This window comes from Streptomyces barkulensis, from assembly GCF_002843305.1.
Taxonomy (GTDB): Bacteria; Actinomycetota; Actinomycetes; order Streptomycetales; family Streptomycetaceae; genus Streptomyces; species Streptomyces barkulensis.
The window spans coordinates 31,244-56,542 of the sequence record NZ_PGSG01000038.1 but is presented as its reverse complement, the minus strand read 5'-3'; the positions used below and the strand labels follow the sequence as shown (position 1 = coordinate 56,542).

Here is a 25,299-nt window from a genome sequence, read left to right as displayed (position 1 = left end):
CCCCGCCGTCCGGGCCCGCCCAGGGGCCCGGACGGCGGGGACCGCCGCGTCTCACCCGGCGACCGGGTCCAGCAGCCGGCTGCGCTCGCCGCTCCAGGAGATCGCCAGCGCGTCCCGGGCCCTGGTGCAGGCCACGAACAGCAGGCAGTGCTCGGCCAGCAGGTCGGACCGGTGCTGGACGGGGTCCACCTCCGCGGGCGTCACCTGCGGCGCGAAGGGCAGTACGCTCGCCGTCACGCCCACGACGGCCACGCACCGGAACTCCAGGCCCTTCATGGCGTGCATGGTGGCCACGCGCACACCGGACACCTGCGGTCCGGGGTCGTCCCTGACCGCGACCGCCGGGACGCGCTCCCGCCGCAGCCGCGCGACGATCGCGTCGACCGTGGTGTTGAACCGGGCGCACACCGCGATCTCGGACGGCTTGACGCCGTCGGAGCCGGTCCAGGTCCGGATCTGCTCGACCAGGGCCCGCAGTTCCCCGTCCTGGTCGGCGTATCCGCGTGCGGTCGGGACGCGGCCGTGCAACTGGGAGCGGTAGCCCCGCAGCGAGTCGCGGCCGCCGTCATCGTCGTCGTCCTCGCCCAGCCGGCCCACGGGCTGCCCGTCGAGCAGGGACGCGGACCAGCGCAGGATCTCCTCCGTGCTGCGGTAGTTGACGCGCAGCCTCGACGCACGCCCCCGCACGTCGATGCCCAGCGAGCGCAGCGAGACGCGGGAGTCGTAGATGCGCTGGTGGGGGTCTCCGACGAGGAACATGTCGTCGGCGCCGGGGGCCGCGCAGGCACGCAGCACCCGCCACTGGGCCGGGTGGAGGTCCTGGGCCTCGTCCACGACGACGTGGCGGTAGCGCGGTCCGGTCTCGGCCAGGATCCGGGCGGCCCGGTCGCACAGCTGCGTGTACGTGGCCGCGTCGCGCGAGGCGATGTCCGCCGCGAACCGCTCCATGACGCGCCACAGCCGGGCCCGCTGCACCCGCCCCACCGGGGTGCCGCGCCCCCTGCGGTTGCAGCGCAGGTACTCCTCGGGTGTGCGCAGTCCCTGCGCCAGGACGACGTTGCGGTACTCCTGGGACAGGAACCGCTCCGTCCACGGCAGGTCCTCGCGGGCGGCGGCGCGGGTCCAGGCGCTCTTCTCCGCGGCGGCCGTCAGCGGCCTGGGCGAGCTGCCGCGCGCCTCCCGGACGATCCGGGCGGCGAGCGCGTCCACCGTCGTGACGTCGACGCGCTCCAGCAGACGGGCGTCGGCGTCGCCGAGCAGGAGCGCCAGGCTGTCGCGCAGGGAGGCCGCCATGGCGTTGGTGAAGGTGGTGAGCAGGATCCGGTCGCTCTCGCGTCCCTCGCGCAGCAGGTGCCGCACCCGGTGGAGGGCGACGACGGTCTTGCCGGTGCCGGGTCCGCCGGTGACCTGGGCGGGTCCGTTGAAGCCGGGGTGGTAGGCGTGGCGGCGCTGGGCGGGGTGGAGGAAGACCCGCCAGCGGGAGAAGTCCTCGGTCAGGATGCGTTCCAGCTCACCGGGGCCGGTGACCTCCACGATGCGGTCGGGGGTGTTGAGGATCGCCTCGGCGAGGGTGACCCCGGACCGCTCCCCGGCGGTCCGCACCGTCTGCCCGCGCGGGACGATCAGCTGCTCCCAGACCTCCTCGGGGGAGTAGCCGTGCGCCAGGTACTCCAGCACCTCGTACTGGTCGGCGGGCATCATGGGCGGTGCCATGACCGCCAGGTCGTCGGCCGTGACGCAGACGCGGGCCAGGCGCAGGACCTGGTCGTCGACGCCGAGGTCGCGCAGCACCGTGTCGGAGTGCTCCTCGAAGAGGCGGACGGGGGTGTCGTCCGCCTTCGCCCCGAAGTACGTCTCCATCTGTTCCAGGGCGTCGACGTTGCGCACCTCCAGGCCTTTGGTGGCGCCGTTGACCGAGTAGACGCGCTTGCAGGCCCAGTCGATCGCCTCGTCGTGGTGGGCGACCCTCAGGAGGGTGAACAGTTCGCTTCCGTCGTCGGGGGCCAGGAGGACGCCCCGGTAGGCCCTGGTGACGCGTATCGTGCGGATCCGGGGGTCGCGCGCCCGTTCCAGCTTCTCCAGGTGCATGCCCTTGCTGGCGTGGAGCTGGGGGACGGTCATGCTCCGGAACATCTGGATCGCGTCGTTGGCCTCCTTCTGGACGGGCCTCGGCAGTGAGATGAGGTCCGCGACGAAGTCGTCGGAGAGGGCGAGTCGGGGCATGGGCGTCCTCGGGTCGCGGTCGGGCGGTGGCCGGGGCCAGCCTAGAGAGCCGTCCGGCCTTGAGTACCGGAACTCCATCAGATTAATATGTGAACTCTGTCAATCAGGAGTCTTCTCCGTGTCGTCCCCGGCCGGTCCGCACCCGGCCCGCTCCTCGCCCCACGGCCCCGTCCGAAAGGACCCACCGCATGCCGGCCCAGCCCGCCCAGGCCGCTGTCCCGCACCCGCTCGACGAGGTGCCCCAGACCTTCCGCGACGCGGACTCGTACACGGTGCGGGACGGGCTGGTCGCCTACATCCGCCGTGATCTCCTGGGCCCCTGGGACGGCAGGACGGAGACCCTTCCGGCCGGCTCCTCCGGGCCGCGCGACCGGTACCTGGTCGGCATGCTCGGGCCGCGGCCCCTGGACACCACCACCGACCGGATCAAGATCGCGGCCGCCCAGAGCGCGGACGGCGAGTCGGGGGACGAGCAGGAGGGCGACGACGGCGAGCTCCAGGACCGGCTGACCCCGCAGGCCGCGGGCCACATCCGGGCGTCGTCCATGGGGCTGGCCTTCACCGTTCCCGCCTCCGTCGGCACGCTCAGCGCCACCGTCCGCTGGGGCCGCTACACGCAGTCGGAGGAGGCCACCGACCGGGGCACCACCCGCAGGGTCTGGTCCCGCGAGCAGATCGAGCACCCGGTGGACATCGACGTGACCGGCGCCACCGACCGGGCCGTCCCGCTGGAGGGCGACGCCGTGGTCCTCGACGTGCAGGTGCGGCGGGTGGCACGGGGCACGGCGCGGGCGGACGCCGAGGAGCTGCGCGTCGTCGAACTGGCCCTGGTCAACAGGCTGGAGGACAGCCGCGAGGCCCGCGACGCCAACTGGCTCTTCCAGACCGGCATCGAGGTCACCGCCTTCCCCGACGACCAGGCGGCGGTCTTCCTCCCGGTCGACGATCCCCTCGACCCGGCGAACCGCGGCAACGCCCCCGAGGACCCCGAGGACCGGCGGCTGCGCCTCCTCTACCGCGACAGCCTCAGCCACGCCAAGGGCCGCAACGTCGCCGTGCACGCGCACGTGCGCGACGGCGAGCGCAACGCGCACCGCCTGACGACCGACTGGCTCCCGGAGTACGACGTCCGGGCCACCACCGCCCCGACCGTCGAGGAGCAGACGCTCCTGCGCGGGCTCGAACTCGGTATGGACGAACTCGCCGCTCTCGCGGTGCCCGCCCGCCGCACCGAACTCGCCGCCGCGCTCGCCCCGCTGGCCGACGGCTACGGCGCCTGGCTCGAACAGCAGCGCGCCAGGGCCCGCTCCCTGCCCGAGGACCTGCGCGCCTCGGCCGAGGTCGCCGTCGAGCAGGCGCTGGACATCTGCGACCGCATAACGCTCGGCATCGACAGGCTCGTGGCCGACGAAACAGCCCTCGCGGCCTTCCGCTTCGCCAACCGCGCCATGGCGCTCCAGCGCCGCAACACCGCCGTCGCCGCCGCCCGCGCCGGCCGCGAGGCGGACCACCGCTCCTGGCGGGAGGCGTACGACGAGGTGGGCGCCAGGGGCAAGGAGGCCGCCAGCTGGCGGCCGTTCCAGCTCGCCTTCGTCCTGCTGAACCTCGATTCCCTGACCCGGATCGGGCACCCGCACCGCGGCACCGGCCGGGAAGCCCTCGTCGATCTGCTGTTCTTCCCGACCGGCGGCGGCAAGACCGAGGCGTACCTGGGCCTGGCCGCCTACACCTTCGCGCTGCGGCGCCTGCAGGGGACGATCGGCGCGGGAGCGGAGGCTCGCAGTGGCGAGGCGGGCGTCGGGGTACTGATGCGCTACACCCTGCGTCTGCTGACCGCCCAGCAGTTCCAGCGCGCCGCCGCCCTGGTCAGCGCCTGCGAGGTGCTACGCCGCGAGGAGTTCGCCCGGGACGCCCGCTGGGGGGCCACCCCGTTCCGCATCGGCCTGTGGGTGGGGACCTCCGTCTCGCCCAACTGGTTCGACGAGGCCAAGGAGCAGATCGCCGACGCCAGGGAGAGCGCGAGTGACAAGCACGCTCGGGTCCTGCAGGTCCTCACCTGCCCCTGGTGCGGCAGTGCGCTGAAGGCCCGCTCCCATATGGAGTACGACGAGGCGCGGCGCCGTGTCCTGCTGTACTGTCCGCGCGGGGAGGGCGAGGACCGCTGCCCCTTCTCGCGGCGCGAGTCCCCCGGGGAGGGCATCCCCGTGCTCACCGTCGACGAGGAGATCTACCGGCTCGCCCCGTCCCTGCTGATCGCCACGGTGGACAAGTTCGCCCAGCTCCCGTGGAACGGGTACGCGGGCCTGCTGTTCGGCAGGGTCACCGAGATCTGCCCCCGCCACGGCTACCGCCACGACGACCTCGACGCCAGGACCGGCTGCGGAAGCCGCCACAACGCCAGAGGCGGCCTGCCCGGCGTCACCGCGCAGCCCGTCACCCGGCTGCGGCCCCCGGACCTGATCATCCAGGACGAGCTGCACCTGATCTCCGGCGCGCTCGGCACCACCGTCGGCCTCTTCGAGGCGGCCGTCGACCAGCTGTGCACCTGGAGCGTCACCGACGAGCGGGGGCGGCGCCACGAGACCGGCCCCAAGATCGTCGCCTCCACGGCGACCACCAAGCGGGCCGCCGACCAGGTGCGGGGTGTCTTCGGCCGCAAGGTCGCCGTCTTCCCGCCGCAGGTACTCGACGCCGGCGACACGTTCTTCTCCCGGCAGGTCGGGCTGAGCCGCGAGCACCCCGGCCGCCGCTACCTGGGCGTGTGCGCCCACGGCACCCGGCTGAAGGCCGCCGAGATCCGGGTCGCCGAGATCCTGCTGCTGGCCGGGCAGCAGCTCTTCGACGACCACGGCAGGCCCGCGGACCCCTACATGACGCTCGTCGGCTACTTCAACGCCACCCGCGAACTCGCCGGCATGCGGCGGTACATGGACGACGACATCACCACCCGCGTGCGCTCCAACGGCAGCCGCAGGGGCCGGGACACCCTGTCCGACCGCATCGTGAGCAGGACCGGCATGCTGAACATCGAGGAGCTCACCTCCCGTATCTCCTCGGCCGACATCGGCGCGACCCTGAAGCGCCTGGAGATCGAGTTCGACCCCGAGCGCGACACCTCCGGGAGGCGCCGCGCCTTCCTGGACGAGTACCGGGCCGCGATGCGGGAGAAGCGCGAACCCCGCGCCGCCATGACGCCCACGGCCCGGCAGGCGGTCGACGTCGTGCTGGCCACCTCCATGCTCCAGGTCGGTGTCGACGTCTCCCGGTTCGGCCTGATGCTGGTCGTCGGCCAGCCCAAGAACACCGCCGAGTACATCCAGGCGTCCTCGCGCGTCGGCCGCGATGCCCGGCGCCCGGGCCTGGTGGTGACCCTGTACAACTGGTCCCGCCCCCGGGACCTGGCCCACTACGAGGACTTCGAGCACTACCACGCCACGTTCTACCGGCAGGTCGAGGCCCTGTCCGTCACCCCGTTCACCCGTCGCGCGCTCGACCGGGGCACCGCCGCCACCTACGTCGCCGCGCTGCGGCACGCGGCGTACGAGACCTCCCGCAACCTGGACGCCCACGACATCGACCTCGACGGACCCCTGGCCCAAGACGTCGAGCGCCGGCTCCTGGAGCGGGCCGAGCGGGTGGGGGGCGAACAGGCCCGCGAGTACCTGGGCGAACGCCTGGACCGGCTGAAGGACGAGTGGCGCGGCACGCGCGACGGGAGCGGCGCGGCCCTCGGCTACCGCAAGGAGAAGCGGAAGACGACCACCGTGAAAGGTCTGCTGAAACGCGCGGACGGCTCCCGGTGGACCGAGCTGACCGTCGGCATGTCGATGCGCGAGACGGAGAACGAGATCAACCTCCTGCTGCCCGGCGGCGGGGCCTTCCTGGAGGAGCCCTCGTCGGACGGCCCCGACTGGAACTTCGGCGCGCCCGGCACCGAAGCCGAACCGGGTGCCGGCCGGGAGACGACAGCGACCGTGGACAGCGACGAGTACGGCCCCACCGCGGCCGGCACGGCAGGGAAGGCGCAGCGATGAGCTCCCACTTCAACCGCAGGGTCGGCGCCGTCCGCCCCAGCCACCTGATGTTCACCGCCGGCATCGGCTCCCTCGTCGACCTGCCGAACTTCTCCGTCCTCATCAAGGGGACCGACTTCTGGAGCCACGCCGGCGCCGCCACCGACTACGACATCGACGAGCCCCGACTGCGCGCCGCCGTCAACCGGTCCCTCCAGCGCTACGGGCGCGGCCGGATCGAGCAGTTGCGCGCCGCCCCCTGGCTGGAGGGCGCGGACACCGACCCCAGGGGCTGGGCGGCCCAGGGCGTCGGAGTGCCCGTCACCCCGTTCCCCCAGTGGCTGCGCTGCACCGCCTGCAACGTGCTGGCCGCCATCGACTCCGGCGAGTTCGCCTTCGTCAACTCCAACCCGCGCACGCCCCACGAGGCGAAGTTCGTACACGGCTGCAAGAGCAAGAAACCCCTCGCCGTGGCCGCCCGCTTCACCCTCGTGTGCACGGACGGGCACCTCGACGAGTTCCCGTACGCCCCGTACGTCCACCACGGGCAGGCCTGCGGCAAGGTCCCACGCCCGAAGCTGCGGATGAAGGACCACGGCGGCAACCAGGCCGCCAACGTCACCATCGAGTGCGTCGCCTGCGGCGCCAAGCGCAACATCCGGGAGGCGATGGGCGAGCGCGGCCGCCGCCACCTGCCCCGGTGTCGCGGGCGCCACCCGCACCTGGGCATGTACGAGGAGAACGGCTGCGACAAGGACTCCGTCCTGATGGTGGCGGGCGCCTCCAACCAGTGGTTCCCCCTCACCCTCAGCGCCCTGGCCCTCCCCCGGGCACGGGGCGGGGACATCGACAAGCTCCTCGACGACCACTGGCCCGAGCTGCGAACCGTCGAGAACCGGGGGCAGCTCGACTTCATGGCGAACCTCCCCCAGTTCGGTTTCCTCAAGGAGTTCGACGCCGACGCCGTCCTCGCGGCGATCACGGCCCGCAAGCGGGGAGCCGACGGACCGGCCCCCTCCGCGCCCGACGTCCAGGCCGATCTCTTCGGCCCCGAATGGGACGCGCTCTCCGGCCCCGTCCCCCCGCCCGGCGACGACTTCGCCCTGCGGCAGGTCCCGGTCCCGCCGCCCCTGGGAGAACTCTTCCGCGACGTCCGCCAGGTCGAGCGACTGCGCGAGGCGCGCGCCATGATCGGGTTCACCCGGCTCGACGCACCCGACCCCGAGTCACCGGAGATCGCCAGCCGCGTGAGCCTCTCCCGCGGCGCGCAGAACTGGGTTCCGGCCAGTGAGGTGCGCGGCGAGGGGGTCTTCCTGCGGGTGCGGGACGACCTCATGGCCCGGTGGACGGCGCGCATGGAGAAGTCACCGCAGATGGAGGCCCACCGGGAGGCGTACGCCCGGTTCCGCCGGAACCGGAAGTCCGACCGCATGACGAGCGACTTCGACCCCTACCAGGGCTGGCCCGGGGCCCGGTACATCGCCCTGCACACCCTTTCCCACCTGCTGATCCGTACCATCGCCCTGGAGTGCGGCTACAACTCGGCCTCGCTGGCCGAGCGGATCTACGCGGGGGACGAGCAGCATCCGAGGACGGGCATCCTCATCTACACAGCCGTCCCGGACTCCGAGGGCACCCTCGGCGGCCTGGTCTCCCTGGCCGAGGAGCGCGAGTTCGGCCGGATCGTCCGCCGCGCCCTGGCCGACGCCGGACACTGCTCAGCCGACCCGCTCTGCTCCGAGCGCCTGCCGCACGATCCGGACGACTACCTCCACGGGGCCGCCTGCCATGTGTGCCTCTTCGTTTCCGAGACCACGTGCGAGCGTGCCAACCGGTTCCTGGACCGCCGCTTCCTTGTACCGCTCTCCGGGGAGGGGGAGCAGGTGCTGACACCGGCCGGCCTGCTGCCGTGAGCCGCCCCGGGTTCGAGGCGGCGGCCGAGGCCGCCGTCGCCGCCCTCGGCCTCTCCCGCGCCAAGGACCTCGTCGGCCTGCTGGCACGACGGCGCGCCAAGGAGCGGGCACTGACCGAGTTGGCGACGCCGGGAGTCGGCGAGGCCGTCGCGCGGCTGTACGACGCGATGGAGGCGGAGTCGGTCCCCCACACCGAGGCGGCCGCCTACCTGCGGGGCTATGTCGCCGCCACGGCGCGCGCCCGCGACGCGGTCCGGGTCCGCACCGTGTGGAGCGGCCCCTCGACGCCAGCCGTGCCGGTGCGGGCAACCGCCCAGGTGCTCGTCGAGGTCATCGAGGGTGCCCGGGAGGAGTTACTGGCCATGACGTACGCGGCCCGGCCGTACCCGGCCCTGACGCGGGCTCTGACGAGCGCCTCGGAGAGGGGCGTGGAGACGCACGTCGTGGTCGAGACGCTGGCCGGCGCACGCGGTCTCCTGACGGGCCGGGAGCCGGCCGACGCGTTCGCGTCCGTGCCCGGTGTGCGCCTGTGGCACTGGGTGCGCGATCCGGCCGGGCGGAACCGCTCACGCCAGCACGCCAAACTCGCGGTCGCCGACCGCCGCACACTCTTCCTGGGCAGCGCCAATCTGACCGAGTCCGCGGCGCGGCGCAACATCGAGGCGGGGGTGCTGGTGAGAGGCGGTGACGCGCCGCGGCGGGCGGCGGAGCACATCGTGGAGTTGCAGCGCATGGGCGTGCTCAGGCCCCTCCGCTCCTGACCGTCCCGCCTCGCGTCCCGCCCGGTGAGGGGGCGGGCGCGAGGCGGGGCAGGTGCCCTAACGCACGCCGAAGACGGCTACGCCAGCCCCGCCACCAGCTCGGCCAGGTCCTTGCGGCGGCCGGTGTAGAAGGGGACCTCCTCGCGGACGTGGAGGCGGGCGCGGGAGGCGCGCAGGTGGCGCATCAGGTCGACGATGCGGTGCAGCTCGTCGGCCTCGAAGGCCAGCAGCCACTCGTAGTCGCCCAGCGCGAAGGAGGCGACGGTGTTGGCCCGCACGTCCGGGTAGCCGCGCGCCATCTTCCCGTGCTCGGCCAGCATCTCGCGGCGCTCCTCGTCGGGGAGGACGTACCAGTCGTAGGAGCGGACGAACGGGTAGACGCACACGTACGCGCGCGGCTCCTCGTCGGCGAGGAAGGCCGGGACGTGCGAGCGGTTGAACTCGGCGGGGCGGTGCAGCGCCATGTTGGACCACACCGGCTCCATCGCGCGGCCCAGCTTGGTGCGCCGGAAGAGGTTGTACGCCTCCTGGAGCGCGTCGGCGGTCTCCGCGTGCCACCAGATCATCACGTCGGCGTCGGCGCGCAGTCCGGAGACGTCGTAGGTGCCGCGCACGGTGACGTCCTTGGCCGCGAGCTGGTCGAACAGCTCGCGGACCTCGTCGGCGTGGCCGGCGCGGTCCTCCGGCAGCGCCTCGCGCAGGCGGAAGACGGACCACAGGGTGTAGCGGATGACCTCGTTGAGGTCCTTGGCCTTCTTGCCCGCGTTGGGCGTCTTGCGGGGTTCAGCAGTCATGGGTTCATTCTCCCCCTGTCCGCGGGGCGGCCGGTGGCCGGGCCCTCGATCCCGGCTGGAGAACCGCATCGGCGGCGGTACGGGCGCTGGCGATGCACGCCGGGATGCCGACCCCGTCGTACGCCGCGCCGCAGACGGCCAGGCCGGGCAGGTTGGCGAGGTCGCGGCGTACGCGGGCGACGCGGTCGAGGTGGCCGACGGGGTACTGCGGCAGTCCGCCGTCCCAGCGGGTGACGGTGGAGGCGGCGGGGCGGGCGGTGAGCCCGATCGCGGTCTCCAGATCGCGCAGGGACAGCTCCACCAGGTCGGCGTCGTCGCGGTCGAGGACCTCCTCCTCGCCGTGGCGGCCCAGGGAGGTGCGCAGGACGAACAGGCCGGGGTCCTGGGCGGCGTTCCAGTGCCACTTGTTGGTGGAGAAGGTGGATGCCTTGATCGCCCGCCCGTCGGTGGCGGGGACGAGGAAGCCCCGGCCCTCGGGCACGCGGGCCAGGTCGTGGCGGCGGAAGGCCATGGTGACCAGGGCCATGGAGGCGTACTCGATCCGCTCCAGCTCGGCCGCGGCGGACGGGGAGTGGCCGGCCAGCAGCCGTGCGGCGGCGGGGGCGGGGGCGGCCAGGACCACCGCGTCCGCCTCCAGCGGGCGGCCCGCGGCGATGACCGTCCAGCCGTCGCCGGTGCGGCGCAGCCCGGTCACGGGGGCGTCGGTGCGGATGTCGGCGCCCGCGGCGCGGCAGGTGTCGGCGACGGCGTCGGGCAGCCGTCCCATGCCGCCCTCGATGCCCGTGAAGACGGGCCCGTCCCGCCGGCCGGCCGCGGCCCGCTCCTGGACGCCGCGTACGGCGGCCAGCAGCGAGCGCTCCTTGCGGGCGGCCTCGAACAGGGCGGGTACGGAGGCGCGCATCGAGATCCGGTAGGCGTCTCCGGCGTACACCCCTCCCAGCAGCGGCTCCACGAGCCGGTCCACGACCTCGCGGCCGAGGCGGGCGGCGACGTACTCGCCGACGGCCACGTCCTGCCCGACCTCGGTGCGCGGCAGTTCGGCGTCCTCGGCGGCGCGGGCCAGGCCGTCGGGCGAGACGATCCCGGCGAGGACGGCCGGGTCGGCGGGTACGCCCATGACGTGGCCGGTGGGCATCGGGCGGATCTCGCCGCGGGTCCAGATCGCCGCGGTGCCCGTGGCGGGCGGCTGGAGGGCGTCGCCGAGGCCGGCGGCGCGGGCGAGGTCGAGGCCCTCGGGGCGGCGGGCGAGCATCGACTCGGCGCCCAGGTCGACGGCGGCGTCCGCGATCCGGCCGGCGTACAGCTTGCCGCCGAGGCGGGAGGAGGACTCCAGGACGGTCACGCGCGCGCCGCCCTCCAGCAGGCGGTGGGCGGCGGCGAGCCCGGAGACGCCGCCGCCGATGACGATGACGTGCATGGCTCCACTCTCCCAGACCGCCGCCGGATCCCGTGCGCCGCCCCGGCCGGGAGGGGAGCGGCGCGGCATCGGGTACGGCGGTGGGCAGTGGTGGCTTTTCCGAGTCCCGAACGTGACCGCTTCGCTATCGGGGAACGGCAACCGGCCCGCGCGCCCGCCCGTCCAACTCCCGACATCCACCGATGTGTTGGGGGGCATTGATGTTCACACGCGGATTCACGTCCACGGTCGGCGGCGGCGCGCCCGCGCGGCGCGGGGCGTCGGCCGCGCTGCTGCTGGCCGCGGCTCTGGCGGTCACCGGCTGCGGCGTGGCGGGGGACGGCGACGGCGGCGCCGGCGCCAAGGCGGACCGGGGCGTCGCGGCGCCCGAGGCGCCCGAGGCGGCCCGCCAGGATGCGGGGCAGCAGGCCGGGCAGGAGGCGGGGGCCTACGAGCAGGGCGCCTCGCAGGCCGACCGCGAGGCCGCCGACGGCGAGAGGGCGGCCGACGACGCGCCCGACCTGGCCGCGACCCATGTCATCCGTACGGCCTCGCTCACCGTCACGGCCGAGGACGTGCCGGAGAAGCTGGCCCGGGCCCGCGCGGTGGTGGAGACCGCGGGCGGCTATGTGGCCGGCGAGGACACCGACAGCGACTCCGAGGGGCACGACCGCTCCCGTATGACGCTGCGGGTCCCGCCCGAGGAGTACCAGGGGGTGCTGGACGAGCTGGCCGGGCTCGGCAAGCAGGTCGAGCGGAAGGTCTCGGCCAAGGACGTCACCGATCAGGTGGTCGACGTCGAGAGCCGGATCAGGACGCAGAAGGCCAGCGTGGAGCGGGTGCGCAAGCTGATGGACGAGGCCGGGGCGCTGTCCGACGTGGTGACCCTGGAGGCCGAGCTGAGCAGTCGGCAGGCGGATCTGGAGGCGCTCCAGTCGCGGTTGAAGTCCCTGGAGAGCCGCACCGGGATGGCCACGATCACGCTGGTGCTGCGCGAGCCGGACGCGGAGCCGGCCGAGCGGAGGGAGGACGACACGCCGTCCTTCCTCGACGCCCTGGCGGGCGGGTGGCATGCCTTCGTCTCGACGGTCCGCTGGATCACGGTCGTCCTGGGCGTGCTGCTGCCCTTCGCGGCGGCGGCGCTGCTGGTGGCGCTGGTGTGGCGGCTGGTACGCCCCTGGCTGCCGCGGCGTCCGCAGGGGGCGCCGGCGTGGCGCTCCGGGCCCGCCGTTCCGCCGCCTCCGGTGACGGTTCCGGAGCCCGTGACGGCGCCGGGTGCGGCACGGGACCCGGCACGGGACGCGGCGCCGGACGCGGGCGCGGTGCGGGAGGACGGCGGCCGCGCGGAGGAGCCGAAGGCCCCGGAGAAGGAGTGAGTGAACGCCGGTGGGCCGGGTCTCCCCGGAAGGAGGCCCGGCCCACCGGCGTTCCGCGGGAGCCCGCTCCGCCTCAGCGCGCGGTCCGCTCGTGCACGTACTCCACCAGGCGGGTGAGCGCCTCGGGGTCGGTGTCGGGCAGCACTCCGTGGCCGAGGTTGAAGATGTGCCCCGGCAGGCCGCGGGCGGCGTCCAGCACGCGCCGCGCCTGGGTCTCGACGGCCTCGCGCGGCGCGAAGAGCACCGCCGGGTCGAGGTTGCCCTGGACTGCCTTGCCCGGGCCGATCCGGCGGGCGGCCTCGTCCAGTGGCACCCTCCAGTCCGCGCCGACGACGTCCGGGCCCGCCTCGGACATCGCGCCCAGCAGCTCTCCGGTGCCGACGCCGAAGTGGATGCGGGGGACGCCGTAGTGGGCGACGGCGTCGAAGACCTTGGCGGAGGCGGGCAGCACCGAGGCGCGGTAGTCGGCGGGGGCCAGGGCCCCGGCCCAGGAGTCGAAGAGCTGGACGGCGCTCGCGCCCGCCTCGATCTGCACCTTCAGGAAGGCGGTGGTGATGTCCGCGAGCCGGTCCAGCAGGTCGGCCCACAGCTCCGGGTCGCCGTACATCATCGCCTTGGTGTGCTCGTGGTTGCGGGACGGCCCGCCCTCCACGAGGTAGCTGGCGAGGGTGAAGGGTGCGCCGGCGAAGCCGATGAGCGGGGTGGCGCCCAGTTCGGCGGTGAGCATCCGGACGGCCTCGGTGACGTACTCCACGTCGCCCGGCTCCAGCGGGCGCAGCCGCTCCAGGTCGGCGCGGGAGCGGACGGGCCGCTCGACGACGGGGCCCACCCCCGGCCTGATGTCGAGGTCGAGGCCGATGGCCTTGAGGGGCACGACGATGTCGCTGAAGTAGATGGCCGCGTCCACCCCGTGGCGGCGGACGGGCTGGAGGGTGATCTCGGTGACGAGATCGGGGCGCATGCAGGAGTCGAGCATCCCGATGCCCTCGCGCACCTTCCGGTACTCCGGCAGGGAGCGTCCGGCCTGCCGCATGAACCACACCGGGGTGTGCGGCACGGGCTCGCGGCGGCACGCCCGCAGGAAGGCGGAGTCGGCGACTGCGGGGTCGGCGGCCGCGGGGGCGGCGGGCCCCGCTGCGGAGGGGGGCTGGGCTGCGGTTCGGTCGTCGGCGGTCACAACCAGAAGTCTCGCACGTGTCCTTACCCGTCCGGAGCACCCGCTCCGCCTACGCTGCCGCCCATGGCAGCGGCGCGAGCACACCAGGCGGACGGTACGGCGGGTCCCGGCGGTGAGGAGGCGCCGCGGGCCTTCCGGCAGGCCGTGGCGGCACTGGCGGGGGTGCGGCCGCGCCCGGAGGTGCGGCTCGGCCCGCTGCCGCCGCCCAGGAGGCTGGCGCCGTTCGCGCACGCGGTGGAGGCGTCGGTCGAGGCCGGGGGCGAGGAGCTGGCCGACGGGCGGTTCGTGCTGCTGCACGATCCCGCGGGGCAGGAGGCGTGGCGGGGCTCGTTCCGTGTGGTGACCCTGGCCCGTGCCCAGCTGGAGCCGGAGATGGCGGGGGATCCACTGCTTCCGGAGGTCAGCTGGTCGTGGCTGACGGGCGCGCTGGACGCGCGGTCTGCCGGGTACGCCGCGGAGGGCGGCACGGTGACGCGGGCGGACTCCCACTCCTTCGGGGAGCTGGCGGACCGGGCGGTGCGGTCGGAGCTGGAGATCCGCGCCTCGTGGACCCCGCGGGAGGACCCGGGAGAGGCGGCGGCCGGACATCTGGCGGCCTGGTGCGATCTGCTGTGCCAGTGCGCCGGGCTGCCGCCGGAGGGGGGCGAGGGGGCGGCCGTCGTACCACTGCCGCAGCGCCGTGGCCCGCAGCCACTCTGATGGTTCCCCGGATCGAGCCCCTGTCCGATTTGCCGGAATTTTTCACTCACTCATTCGTGATCATTCCCTAAAGACGGACCGGCGGAGTGCCGAAGGATTCTGTGACCCCTCACGGGGCTCATCCCATCCCGACTTCCCCCATAGTCGGCTTCCGTCCGCTCTCCACTCCCCAGGAGGCCCGGTGTCCGTTCTTCTTGAGCACCCCACAAGCCTGGTCGCCTACCGCCCGAACAAGCCGACGGCCATGGTCGTCGTCGCCGACCCCCGGGTCCGTTCCACCGTCACCCGCCACCTGTGGGCGCTCGGTGTCCGGGACGTGATCGAGGCGTCTTCGATCGCGGAGGCCCGCCCCCGTGTCGCCAATCCGCGCGACATCTGCGTAGCCGAGGTCCACCTGCCCGACGGCTCCGGCCTGACCCTGCTGTCCGAGACCCGGGCGGCGGGCTGGCCCAACGGCCTCGCCCTCTCCGCCGCCGACGACATCGGCGCCGTGCGCAACGCCCTCGCGGGCGGCGTCAAGGGCTATGTCGTCACCGGCACCCGCGGCGGCCCCGGCCACCCCGGGCGTCCCGGCACCGCACCCATCGGCGCCGCCGCCGCCCGTATGCACCGCCGCCCGCCGGGCGCTCCCGGCCACTCCGGTGGCTACCGCGAGCTCTCCGGCCGGGAGATCGAGGTGCTGCGGCTGGTGGCGGAGGGCCAGTCCAACAAGGCGATCGGCGTCTCCATGGGCCTGTCGGCCCTGACCGTCAAGAGCCACCTCGCCCGGATCGCCCGCAAGCTGGGCACCGGCGACCGCGCGGGCATGGTCGCGGTCGCCCTGCGCACCGGCATCATCCACTGACCCCGTTCCCCCGACGCTCCCCTCACTCCACTCACTCCCCCACTCCCCCGCCCCCACGACCCCCGTACCGCCCCGACACCACCCGCCCGCCCGGCCGGCTCCCCGGCCGGGCGGGCGGGTGTGCGGGCGGGTGTGCGGGCGGGTGTGCGGCGTCCCCCGGCGTGACGTTCCGTCGGCGGACGCCGCACACCACGTGCGCATGGATACCCTTGTCGCGTGACCGACGCCCAAGAGACCTCCATAAGCAACGCAGCTCGGCCTCCCGTACGGGAGGAAGGTCCGGCGCCGGTCCCCTTGCTGGAACCGCGTGAGGGCATCCCGCCCGTGACCGCCGCGCCCGAGGCGCTCGCCGAGGTCGTGGAGGCCTTCGCCGCGGGGCGCGGCCCCGTGGCCGTCGACGCCGAGCGGGCGTCCGGATACCGATACGGGCAGAGCGCCTATCTCGTCCAGCTGCGCCGCGCGGGCGCGGGGACCGCACTGGTCGACCCGGTCGGCTGCCCTGATCTGACCGCCCTCGGCGAGGCGATCGCGGACGCCGAGTGGGTGCTGCACGCCGCCACCCAGGATCTGCCCTGCCTGCGCGAGACGGGCATGCGTCCCGCGCGGCTGTTCGACACCGAGCTGGCCGGACGGCTCGCGGGCTTCGCCCGCGTCGGCCTCGGCGCGATGGTCGAGAACGTCCTGGGCTACTCCCTGGAGAAGGGCCACTCCGCCGTGGACTGGTCCACCCGCCCGCTGCCCGAGCCCTGGCTGCGGTACGCGGCGCTGGACGTGGAGCTGCTGGTCGACCTGCGCGACGCCCTGGAGGAGGAGCTGGAGCGCCAGGGCAAGCTGGAGTGGGCGCGCCAGGAGTTCGCCGCCATAGCGGCGGCCCCGCCGGCCGCCCCCCGCAAGGACCCCTGGCGCCGCACCTCGGGCATGCACAAGGTGCGCAGGCGGCGGCAGATGGCGGCCGTTCGGGAGCTGTGGACGGCCCGCGACCAGGTGGCGCGGCGCCGCGACGTCTCGCCGGGCAAGGTGCTCACCGACGCGGCCATCGTGGAGGCCGCGCTGGCGATGCCCGCCACCGTGCAGGCGCTGGCCGCGCTGCCGGGGTACGGGCACCGGATGGGGCGCAGGCAGCTCGAGCAGTGGCTGGCCGCGGTCGAGCGCGCCCGCGCCCTGCCCGATGCGGAGCTGCCGCAGCCGGCCCTGACGCCGGCCGGACCGCCGCCCCCGCGCGCCTGGGCCGACAAGGACCCGGCCGCCGCGGCCCGGCTGACCGCGGCGCGGGCGGCGGTGACGGCGCGCGCGGAGGAGCTGAACCTGCCCCAGGAGAACCTGCTCACCCCCGACACGGTGCGGCGGCTGTGCTGGGAGCCCCCGGGCGAGGCGTCCGAGTCCGCGGTCGCGCAGGCGCTGAGCGACCTCGGCGCCCGGCAGTGGCAGGTCGAGCAGACGGCGCCGCTGCTGACGGCCGCCCTGTCGGCCGCCCCGTCCGAGGCCTGACTCCGAGATCTGGCTCCGAGATCTGGCTCCGAGGTCTGACTCCGAGGTCTGACTCCGAGGTCTGACGGGCCGCCCGGAACACGCCCCGGCCCTTCGGTCCCCCCTCCCCCGCCGCGGGCGGGGGGACCGGGCTTTCGCTCGCGCGCGGTTCCCCCATAGGGTGATCGCGCATTGACAAACCCAGGGGGGATGAGAATGTCCTATCCGAACTACCCGAACCAGCCGTACCAGCCGCAGCCGCAGCCGAACCCGTCGAACACGCTCAGCATCGTCGGCATCGTGCTCGGCTGCGTCGCCTTCCTCTTCTGCCCGCCGCTCTTCGGCATCGCGGGGATCATCTGCGGCGCCATCGCCACCTCCAAGGGCGAGCGGCTGGGCAAGACCGCCCTCGGAGTCTCCATCGCGGGCCTGGTCGTCGGCATGATCCTCGGCTTCGTCGTCTTCCAGGGAATGCAGGGCATCTGACGTCCCCCCGGCCGCGTACGGCGGTCGAGGCCGGCCGCGCACCGCTTTCCGGGCCCGTTCCCTCACGGGGGGCGGGCCCGATGCCCTGCCGCCGTGCGGAGCGGCCGGGGCACACGGGAGTGTGACGTGCGACTCCCTCGGAAGGGGGCTTCCCCCCTGAGGGTTACCGGCAAGTAGCATAAGCTCCGGGAAGCGCGCCGTACGGCGTACCACCGCACCCCTGGAGGAGAGCCAACGTGCCTCGTACCGCTAGGGACGTCGTCTTCGTCGACGGCGTCCGGACCCCGTTCGGCAAGGCGGGCCCGAAGGGCATCTACCACGAGACGCGCGCCGACGACCTGGTCGTCAAGTGCATCCGTGAGCTGCTGCGCCGCAACCCGGATCTGCCCCCGGAGCGCATCGACGAGGTCGCCATCGCCGCGACGACCCAGATCGGCGACCAGGGCCTGACCCTGGGCCGCACCGCCGGCATCCTGGCCGGGCTGCCGACGACGGTGCCCGGCTACTCCATCGACCGCATGTGCGCCGGCGCCATGACCGCCGTGACGACGACCTCCGGGTCGATCGCCTTCGGCGCGTACGACGTCGTGGTCGCGGGCGGTGTCGAGCACATGGGCCGCCACCCGATGGGCGAGGGCGTGGACCCCAACCCGCGCCTCGTCTCCGAGAAGCTGGTCGACCAGTCCGCCATGTTCATGGGCATGACGGCGGAGAACCTCCACGACCGCTACCCGCACATCACCAAGCAGCGCGCCGACGAGTACGCCGTGCGCAGCCAGGAGAAGGCCGCCAAGGCGTACGCCGACGGCAGGATCCAGGCCGACCTGGTGCCGATCTCCGTGCGCCGCTCCAACGAGGAGGCGGGGGAAACCGGCTGGGGCCTGGCCACCGCCGACGAGCCGATGCGCCCGGGCACCACCCTGGAGCAGCTCGCGGGCCTGAAGACCCCCTTCCGCGCGCACGGCCGGGTCACCGCGGGCAACGCCGCCGGCCTCAACGACGGCGCCACCGCCTCCCTGCTCGCCGCCGAGGACGTGGCCCGCGAGCTGGAACTGCCGGTCAAGATGCGCCTGGTCTCCTACGCCTTCGCCGGTGTGGAGCCGGAGGTCATGGGCGTCGGCCCGATCCCCTCCACCGAGAAGGCGCTGGCCAAGGCCGGTCTGTCGATCGGCGACATCGGCCTGTTCGAGATCAACGAGGCCTTCGCCGTCCAGGTGCTGGCCCTGCTGGACCACTACGGCATCGCCGACGACGACCCGCGCGTCAACCAGTACGGCGGCGCCATCGCGTTCGGCCACCCGCTGGCCTCCTCGGGTGTGCGTCTGATGACGCAGCTCGCGCGGCAGTTCGAGGAGCAGCCGCACGTCCGCTACGGCCTGACCACCATGTGCGTCGGCTTCGGCATGGGCGGCACCGTGATCTGGGAGAACCCCCACTGGGAGGGCAAGTGAGTAACACCGCCGAACTGCTGAAGGGCGCAGCCGAGCTCTTCCCCGACGAGGTCGTCACCACCGCCCACGTACGTCACCTCGACCTCCCCCAGGGCGCGGGGCGCTTCGCGCTCATCACCCTGGACAACGGCCTGGACCACACCAAGCCCACCACGCTCGGCCCGCAGTCGCTGGTCAACCTCGACAAGGCGATCGACCAGGTCGAGGCCGAGGCCGCCAGGGGCGAGATCACCGGCGTCGGCGTGACCGGCAAGCCGTTCATCTTCGCCGTGGGCGCCGACCTCAAGGGCGTGGAGGTCATCAAGCGCCACGAGGACGCGCTGGCCATCGGCAAGGGCGGCCACGACGTCTTCAAGCGACTGTCCTCCCTGGCCGTGCCGACCTTCGCCTACTACAACGGCGCCTCGATGGGCGGCGGTGTCGAGGTGGGTCTGCACTGCTCCTACCGGACCGTCTCGCGGGCCATCCCGGCCTTCTCCCTCCCCGAGGTCTTCCTCGGGCTGGTCCCCGGCTGGGGCGGCTGCACCCTGCTGCCGAACCTGATCGGCGCCGACCGCGCGGTCTCGGTGATCATCGAGAACTCGCTCAACCAGAACAAGCAGCTCAAGGGCCAGCAGGTCTTCGAGCTCGGCATCGCCGACGCGATCTTCGACGGCGCCGACTTCCTGGAGCAGTCCCTGATCTGGACCGCCTCGGTGCTCCGCGGCGAGCTCGAGGTCGAGCGCCCGGACGTCGACCGCGGCGAGGCCTGGGACCAGGCCGTCGCCCGCGGGCGCTCCGTCGCCGACTCCAAGGTGCACGGCGCGGCCCCGGCCGCCTACCGCGCGCTGGACATCATCGCGGCGGCCAAGAACGGCGATCTGCGGCAGGGCTTCGACGCCGAGGACCGCGCCCTGGCCGACCTGATCATGGGCGACGAGCTGCGCAGCGGCCTGTACGCCTTCAACCTGGTCAACAAGCGCGCCAAGCGCCCGGCCGGCGCCCCGGACAAGAAGCTGGCCCGCCCGGTCACCAAGGTCGGCGTCGTCGGCGCCGGTCTGATGGCCTCGCAGCTGGCGCTGCTGTTCGCCCGCCGCCTGGAGGTGCCGGTCGTGCTGACCGACATCGACCAGGAGCGCATCGACAAGGGCGTGGGCTACGTCCACGAGGAGATCGACAAGCTCCTGCTCAAGGGGCGTGTGGGCCAGGACAAGGCCAACCGCCTCAAGGCCCTGGTCACCGGCTCGCTGGACAAGGCCGCCGCCTTCGGCGACGCGGACTTCGTCATCGAGGCCGTCTTCGAGGAGATGGGCGTCAAGCAGCAGGTGTTCGCCGAGGTCGAGGCGGTCGTGCCCGAGCACGCCATCCTGGCCACCAACACCTCCTCGCTGTCGGTCACCGAGATGGCGGGCAAGCTCAAGCACCCCGAGCGGGTCGTGGGCTTCCACTTCTTCAACCCCGTCGCCGTGCTGCCGCTGCTGGAGATCGTCCGCGCCGAGCGGACCGACGACGCCTCGCTGGCGACGGCCTTCGCGGTCGCCAAGTCGCTGAAGAAGACGGCCGTGCTGGTCAAGGACGCCCCGGCGTTCGTCGTCAACCGCATCCTGACCCGTTTCCTGGGCGAGGTGCTGCGCTCCATCGACGAGGGCACCCCCGTGGAGGTCGCCGACCGGGCGCTGGCTCCGCTGGGCCTGCCCATGTCGCCGATCGTGCTGCTGGAGCTGGTCGGCCCGGCCGTCGCCCACCATGTGGCCGGCACCCTGAACGCCGCGTTCCCCGACCGCTTCGCCGTCTCGGAGAACCTGGGCCGCATCGTCAAGGCGGGCAAGCGCGGCCTCTACGTCTACGACTCCGGCAAGCCGGAGCTGGACCCGGAGGTCGCCGCCCTGTTCGAGACCGGCGGCACGGTGCTGACCGAGGAGCAGGTCCGCGAGCGCGCGCTGAACGCGATCGCCGGGGAGATCCGCCTGATGCTCGACGAGGGCGTCGTCGCCGAGGCCCAGGACATCGACCTGTGCCTGATCACCGGCGCGGGCTGGCCCTTCCACCTGGGCGGCATCACGCCGTACCTGGACCGCGAGGGCGTCTCCGAGCGCGTGGCCGGCAAGCGGTTCCTGGAACCGGGCGTGGCGAGCGTCCCGAACTGACGCACCGGGGCGGCCCGCCGCCGCTTCCCGTCCACGGCGCCCGTCCGCACCCCGAGTGCGGACGGGCGCCGTCGCGTGCGCGGGGCTTCGGGGAGCGGTGGCTGAGCGGCGGCTGAGCTGAGCAGTGGCTGAGCGGTGGCCGTGGCACCCTTGGGCCATGTCCGAACGCCTTCGCCCCCTGCTCGTCGTGGACGCCGCCAACGTCGTCGGCTCGGTGCCGGACGGCTGGTGGCGGGACCGGCGCGGCGCCGCCGAGCGGCTGCGGGACCGCCTCGCGGCGCGGGCGGACGGAGACTGTACGGACGGCGAGGACGGCGAGGACGGCGAGGACGGCGAGGAGATCGTGCTCGTCGTGGAGGGCGCCGCACGCGGAGTGACCTCCGTGCCCGGGGTACGGGTGGTGGACGCGCCCGGCAGCGGGGACGACCGGATCGTGGAACTGGTGGCGGCCGAGGGCCGCGGCCGGCCCTGCACGGTGGTCACCGCCGACCGCGGGCTGCGCGAACGGGTGGCGGCGCTGGGCGCCCGGGCGGCCGGGCCGCGCTCGGTGCGCTGATCCCCGCTCCACCGCCCCCGTCCCCCCGGCTCAGCGGGCGCCGGCCGCGCCCCTCTCCCCGCGACCCCCGCGACCCTCACGACCCTCGCGGCCCTCACGACCCCCGCGGCCCCCGCGCTCCTCGGGCTCTTCGCGCTCCCCCTGCCCGCGCCGTTCCCCGCGCTCCGGCCGCAGCACGTACACCACCGCACCGTCCACCCGCTCCGCGCGCTCGTAGTACGCCGCGAGCAGATAGCGCAGCGTCGGCATCCGGGAGGGTGCGTACGGCTTGCCGCGCGAGTCGTCGACGATCACCTTCGGCAGGTCCTCGGACAGCTCGGTGCGGAAGGTGTGCCAGCCGCCCTCGACGCCGTACCGCTGGCCCACCCGTGGCCCGTCCCGTCCGCCGCTGAAGTTGGTGAGCAGGCCGGCGGTGAGATAGCGGCTGGCGGGGCGGCGGTCGGCCAGCCAGTAGCCCTCCGGGTGCATGCCCCACAGCAGCACCTTCTCCTGCGGTCCGGCGTGCCGCCGCGCGGCGTCGGCCACCTTCCGGGCGTGGTCCAGCTCCGCGCTGCCCGCGACCGTGCTCCAGCCCAGGAACAGCGCGCACGACAGCACCGCGCACAGCGCGGTCCGGCGCGTCCACCCGTCGCCCAGCAGACGCAGGGCGCCCGCCCCCAGCAGGGCCAGCGGCGGCAGCAGCTGCAGGTAGTAGTGGCCGAAGAAGTGGAAGCCGGAGACCACGGCGACCGCGGAGGCCGCCAGCCAGATCCACAGGTCCGCGGTCAGAATCCGCCGCCGCAGCGGCGGGCGCCGCCGCAGCGCCGCCGTCAGCGGTACCAGCAGCCCCGCGAAGCCCGCCGCCGCGATGGCGGTGTTGCCCAGGCCCCGGCCGAGCACGTGCAGCTCCGAACCGGTGAAGGAGGCGTACGCGCCCGAGCCGGTGACCGTCCAGAACAGGAAGCGGGACCAGCCGCAGGCAGCCGCCACCACCGCCACCGGCAGTACGCAGCCCGCGCCCAGCCGGAGCAGCGCGGCCCGCCGCGGGTCGCCGGGCGGCGCCGTACGCCACAGCAGGAACAGCACCGGCAGCAGGGTCGCGCCGCCCGTCTGCTTGACCAGGAAGGCGCCGGCGACCGCGAGGCCCGCTGCCGTCCAGTGCCGCCGGTCGGCGCACCAGACGGCCGCCGCGGTGAACGGCAGCATGAAGACCTCGAAGTTCGCCGCCTGGGCGTCCTCGGGGTTCAGGCCCACCGAGGCGAGGACGAACAGCACGCCGGCGGCCCATGCGGCCCGCTCGCCCCAGCGGCGGCGGGCCAGGGAGGCCAGCAGCGCGGCGGTGGCCGCCACCGCCGCCACCGCCGCGGCCTTGACCGGCCACAGCGAGGCGTCGCCGAAGACGGCGAAGGCTCCCTGGTAGAGCCAGGGCACCAGGGGCGGTTTGCGGTCCACGACGGTGTCGTAGAGCGTCCCGCCGTCCGCGAGCATCCGGGCCTGGGTGGCGAGGAAGCCCTCGTCGGGGTTCCACAGCGGGCGCAGGAAGGACGGGACGCGGGTGAGCGCGGCCAGCAGCACCAGCACGGGCAGCAGCCGGGGCCACAGCGGGCGCGGGAGGCCGGCGGGTGTGGGCTGAGGCCGGGGGGCGGGGTCGCCGGACGGCCGGCGGGCACCGGGCTCCCGCACCCGTGCGGCCTCGGCCGGTGCCGTGCGGGCGCTCGGCAGCCGGACGGACCGGGGTGGGTCGGAGGCGGTCGGCATGGGCTACAACCTATCCGTCCCCGCCGCCGTCCCCGCCGCCCCGGCGGGCACACCGGTGCGGCGTGCCGTGCGGCGTGCCGGGGCGCTGCGGGAACGCCTTCGGGGCGGGCTCGGGAGCCGGGCTCGCCGGCCCGTCCGGGGTGCCGGACGGGCCGGTCGGGGTAAGGGGGCGCGGTCAGTCCCGGGTCGCGGTCAGTCCCGGGAGGCCTCCGCACGCTCGGTGTCCTCGGCGCCCTCGGTGTCACCGGTGCCGTAGCGGCCGCCGAGCTTGGCGACCAGACCGGTGACCTGGCGGGCGATGTCCGGCGCGGTCAGGCCGATCTCGGCGAGCACCTCGCCGCGGGAGGCGTGGTCCAGGAACTTCGCGGGGATGCCGAAGTCGCGCAGCGGCACGTCCACACCCGCGTCGCGCAGCGCCTGCGCGATCGCCGAACCGACGCCGCCCGCCCGGCTGTTGTCCTCCACGGTGACGACGACGCGGTGGCGGTCCGCCAGCGGCGGCAGCGCCTCGTCGACCGGCTTGACCCAGCGCGGGTCCACCACGGTGGAGGAGATGCCCTGCTTCTCCAGCAGGTCGGCGACCTCCAGGCACATCGGGGCCAGCGCGCCGACCGAGACCAGCAGCACGTCCGGCCGCTCGCCCTCCTCCGTCCGCGCCTCGCGCAGCACGTCCATGCCGCCGATCGCGGAGACGGCGGGCACGGAAGGGCCGACGGCGCCCTTGGAGAAGCGCACCACCGTCGGGGCGTCCTTCACCTCGACGGCCTCGCGCAGCTGGGCGCGCAGCTGGTCGGCGTCGCGCGGGGCGGCGATCCGCAGTCCGGGGACGACCTGGAGGATCGACATGTCCCACATGCCGTTGTGGGAGGCGCCGTCGGTGCCGGTGACCCCGGCCCGGTCCAGGACGAAGGTGACCCCGCACCTGTGCAGGGCGACGTCCATCAGCACCTGGTCGAAGGCGCGGTTGAGGAAGGTGGCGTAGACGGCGAAGACCGGGTGCAGTCCGCCGGTGGCCAGCCCGGCCGCCGAGACGGCGCCGTGCTGCTCGGCGATACCCACGTCGTAGACGCGGTCGGGGAAGGTCTCGGCGAACTTCCGCAGGCCGACCGGCTGGAGCATCGCGGCGGTGATGGCCACGATGTCCGCGCGCTCGCGGCCGAGCTCGACCATCTCGTCGCCGAAGACCGAGGTCCAGTCGGCGCCGGAGGCGGCCACCGGCAGGCCGGTGTCGGGGTGGATGACGCCGACGGCGTGGAAGCGGTCGGCCTCGTGCTGGACGGCGGGCTGGTAGCCGCGGCCCTTCTCGGTCAGGCAGTGGACGATGACCGGGCCGCCGAAGCGCTTGGCGCGGGTCAGGGCGGACTCCAGGGCCGCTATGTCGTGGCCGTCGATGGGGCCGAGGTACTTCAGGCCCAGGTCCTCGAACATGCCCTGCGGGGCGATGACGTCCTTGATGCCCTTCTTGGCGCCGTGCAGGGTCTCGTACAGCGGCCTGCCGACGACCGGGGTGCGGTTGAGCAGGTCCTTGCTGCGGGCCAGGAAACGCTCGTAGCCGTCGGTGGTGCGCAGGGTGGCCAGGTGGTCGGCCAGGCCGCCGATGGTGGGCGCGTAGGAGCGCTCGTTGTCGTTGACGACGATGACCAGGGGGCGGTCCTTGGCAGCGGCGATGTTGTTGAGCGCCTCCCAGGCCATGCCGCCGGTGAGCGCGCCGTCGCCGATGACCGCGGCCACGTGGTGGTCCTCGCGGCCCAGCACCTGGTTGGCCTTGGCCAGTCCGTCGGCCCAGCCCAGCACGGTGGAGGCGTGGGAGTTCTCGATGACGTCGTGCTCGGACTCGGCCCGCGAGGGGTAGCCGGAGATGCCGCCCCTGGCCCGCAGCCTGGAGAAGTCCTGCCGCCCGGTGAGCAGCTTGTGGACGTAGCTCTGGTGTCCGGTGTCGAAGAGGACCTTGTCCCTGGGCGACTCGAAGACCCGGTGCAGGGCGATGGTCAGCTCGACCACGCCCAGGTTGGGTCCGAGGTGGCCGCCGGTCTTGGAGACCGCCTCGACGAGGAAGGTCCGGATCTCCCGGGCGAGCTGGTCGAGCTCTTCGGGGCTGAGCCGGTCGAGATCGCGCGGTCCCGTGATGCGGGTCAGCAGAGCCACCCGTGCCTCCTTGCTGGTCGAGCCGTACGGGCTTGTGCCGATCCGATGAGTCTAATGTTCCGGCCGCCCGACCGTGCGGCGGCCACCGCGTTGCGGCCGTCCGGGTGTGTCGTGGTGTGTCGCGGGACGGTCGCG

Annotated in this window: 17 protein-coding genes; 11 read left to right on the top strand and 6 right to left on the bottom strand. The window is 74.0% G+C overall.

The genetic code is table 11. The features are described 5' to 3' along the window. Nucleotides 1-51: 51 nt before the first annotated feature. Nucleotides 52-2,223, bottom strand: coding sequence for a UvrD-helicase domain-containing protein (locus CUT83_RS09335; protein WP_101255399.1), 2,172 nt, complete (start codon nucleotides 2,221-2,223; stop codon nucleotides 52-54). A gap of 188 nt (nucleotides 2,224-2,411) precedes the next feature. On the opposite strand from CUT83_RS09335, the gene drmA reads away from it, so the two are divergent. From drmA to drmC, 3 genes are read left to right on the top strand one after another with little or no spacing between them, the layout of a single operon-like run. Then, nucleotides 2,412-6,257: a DISARM system helicase DrmA gene (gene drmA, locus CUT83_RS09330; RefSeq protein ID WP_101255398.1), complete on the top strand. Its 3,846-nt coding sequence runs from the start codon at nucleotides 2,412-2,414 to the stop codon at nucleotides 6,255-6,257. Continuing rightward, on the top strand, nucleotides 6,254-8,149 hold the full coding sequence (drmB, locus tag CUT83_RS09325; protein ID WP_101255397.1) for a DUF1998 domain-containing protein: 1,896 nt from the start codon (nucleotides 6,254-6,256) through the stop codon (nucleotides 8,147-8,149). Before drmA ends, drmB begins: the two co-directional genes overlap by 4 nt. Further along, nucleotides 8,146-8,910 (top strand): DISARM system phospholipase D-like protein DrmC, encoded by a 765-nt coding sequence (drmC, locus tag CUT83_RS09320; RefSeq protein ID WP_101255396.1) that lies wholly within the window; start codon nucleotides 8,146-8,148, stop codon nucleotides 8,908-8,910. The genes drmB and drmC overlap by 4 nt, the downstream gene beginning before the upstream one ends. Before the next feature lie 77 nt (nucleotides 8,911-8,987). Here drmC and hemQ read toward each other — a convergent pair whose 3' ends face one another. After that, on the bottom strand, nucleotides 8,988-9,704 hold the full coding sequence (gene hemQ, locus CUT83_RS09315) for a hydrogen peroxide-dependent heme synthase (protein ID WP_101255395.1): 717 nt from the start codon (nucleotides 9,702-9,704) through the stop codon (nucleotides 8,988-8,990). Between the two features lie 4 nt (nucleotides 9,705-9,708). Next, entirely contained in the window at nucleotides 9,709-11,121 is a 1,413-nt protein-coding gene (gene hemG / locus CUT83_RS09310) for a protoporphyrinogen oxidase (protein WP_101255394.1), read from the bottom strand. A gap of 200 nt (nucleotides 11,122-11,321) precedes the next feature. Here hemG and CUT83_RS09305 point away from each other — a divergent pair, with 200 nt between their 5' ends. Continuing rightward, nucleotides 11,322-12,476, top strand: coding sequence for a DUF4349 domain-containing protein (locus CUT83_RS09305; protein WP_101255393.1), 1,155 nt, complete (start codon nucleotides 11,322-11,324; stop codon nucleotides 12,474-12,476). Nucleotides 12,477-12,549: 73 nt separating this feature from the next. On the opposite strand, the gene hemE is transcribed toward CUT83_RS09305, so the two are convergent. After that, nucleotides 12,550-13,557 (bottom strand): uroporphyrinogen decarboxylase, encoded by a 1,008-nt coding sequence (hemE, locus tag CUT83_RS09300; protein WP_240958344.1) that lies wholly within the window; start codon nucleotides 13,555-13,557, stop codon nucleotides 12,550-12,552. Between the two features lie 159 nt (nucleotides 13,558-13,716). Between hemE and CUT83_RS09295 the strand changes: the two genes are divergently transcribed. From CUT83_RS09295 to CUT83_RS09265, 7 genes are all read left to right on the top strand, one after another. Beyond that, entirely contained in the window at nucleotides 13,717-14,352 is a 636-nt protein-coding gene (locus CUT83_RS09295; RefSeq protein ID WP_101255391.1) for a DUF3000 domain-containing protein, read from the top strand. 181 nt (nucleotides 14,353-14,533) lie between these two features. Further along, nucleotides 14,534-15,196 carry a helix-turn-helix transcriptional regulator gene (locus CUT83_RS09290; protein ID WP_101255390.1) on the top strand — a complete coding sequence of 221 codons (663 nt, stop codon included), beginning with the start codon at nucleotides 14,534-14,536 and terminating at the stop codon, nucleotides 15,194-15,196. Nucleotides 15,197-15,412: 216 nt separating this feature from the next. Continuing rightward, nucleotides 15,413-16,684, top strand: coding sequence for an HRDC domain-containing protein (locus CUT83_RS09285; RefSeq protein ID WP_101255389.1), 1,272 nt, complete (start codon nucleotides 15,413-15,415; stop codon nucleotides 16,682-16,684). Between the two features lie 195 nt (nucleotides 16,685-16,879). Beyond that, a complete protein-coding gene (locus CUT83_RS09280) occupies nucleotides 16,880-17,149 on the top strand; it encodes a hypothetical protein (protein WP_101255388.1) in 270 nt (89 codons plus the stop codon). A gap of 236 nt (nucleotides 17,150-17,385) precedes the next feature. Next, nucleotides 17,386-18,600: a thiolase family protein gene (locus CUT83_RS09275; RefSeq protein ID WP_101255387.1), complete on the top strand. Its 1,215-nt coding sequence runs from the start codon at nucleotides 17,386-17,388 to the stop codon at nucleotides 18,598-18,600. After that, nucleotides 18,597-20,726 (top strand): 3-hydroxyacyl-CoA dehydrogenase NAD-binding domain-containing protein, encoded by a 2,130-nt coding sequence (locus CUT83_RS09270; protein WP_101255386.1) that lies wholly within the window; start codon nucleotides 18,597-18,599, stop codon nucleotides 20,724-20,726. Before CUT83_RS09275 ends, CUT83_RS09270 begins: the two co-directional genes overlap by 4 nt. Nucleotides 20,727-20,883: 157 nt before the next feature. After that, nucleotides 20,884-21,282 carry a PIN domain-containing protein gene (locus tag CUT83_RS09265; RefSeq protein WP_101255385.1) on the top strand — a complete coding sequence of 133 codons (399 nt, stop codon included), beginning with the start codon at nucleotides 20,884-20,886 and terminating at the stop codon, nucleotides 21,280-21,282. A 30-nt stretch (nucleotides 21,283-21,312) separates the two neighbouring features. Here the strand turns inward: CUT83_RS09265 and CUT83_RS09260 are convergent, their stop codons facing one another. Both CUT83_RS09260 and dxs read right to left on the bottom strand, forming a co-directional pair. Then, complete coding sequence (locus tag CUT83_RS09260; RefSeq protein ID WP_101255384.1) at nucleotides 21,313-23,019, bottom strand: ArnT family glycosyltransferase; 1,707 nt, start codon at nucleotides 23,017-23,019, stop codon at nucleotides 21,313-21,315. 192 nt (nucleotides 23,020-23,211) lie between these two features. Next, nucleotides 23,212-25,164, bottom strand: a complete 1,953-nt coding sequence (gene dxs, locus CUT83_RS09255; RefSeq protein ID WP_101255383.1) for a 1-deoxy-D-xylulose-5-phosphate synthase — start codon at nucleotides 25,162-25,164, stop codon at nucleotides 23,212-23,214. Nucleotides 25,165-25,299 lie beyond the last annotated feature (135 nt).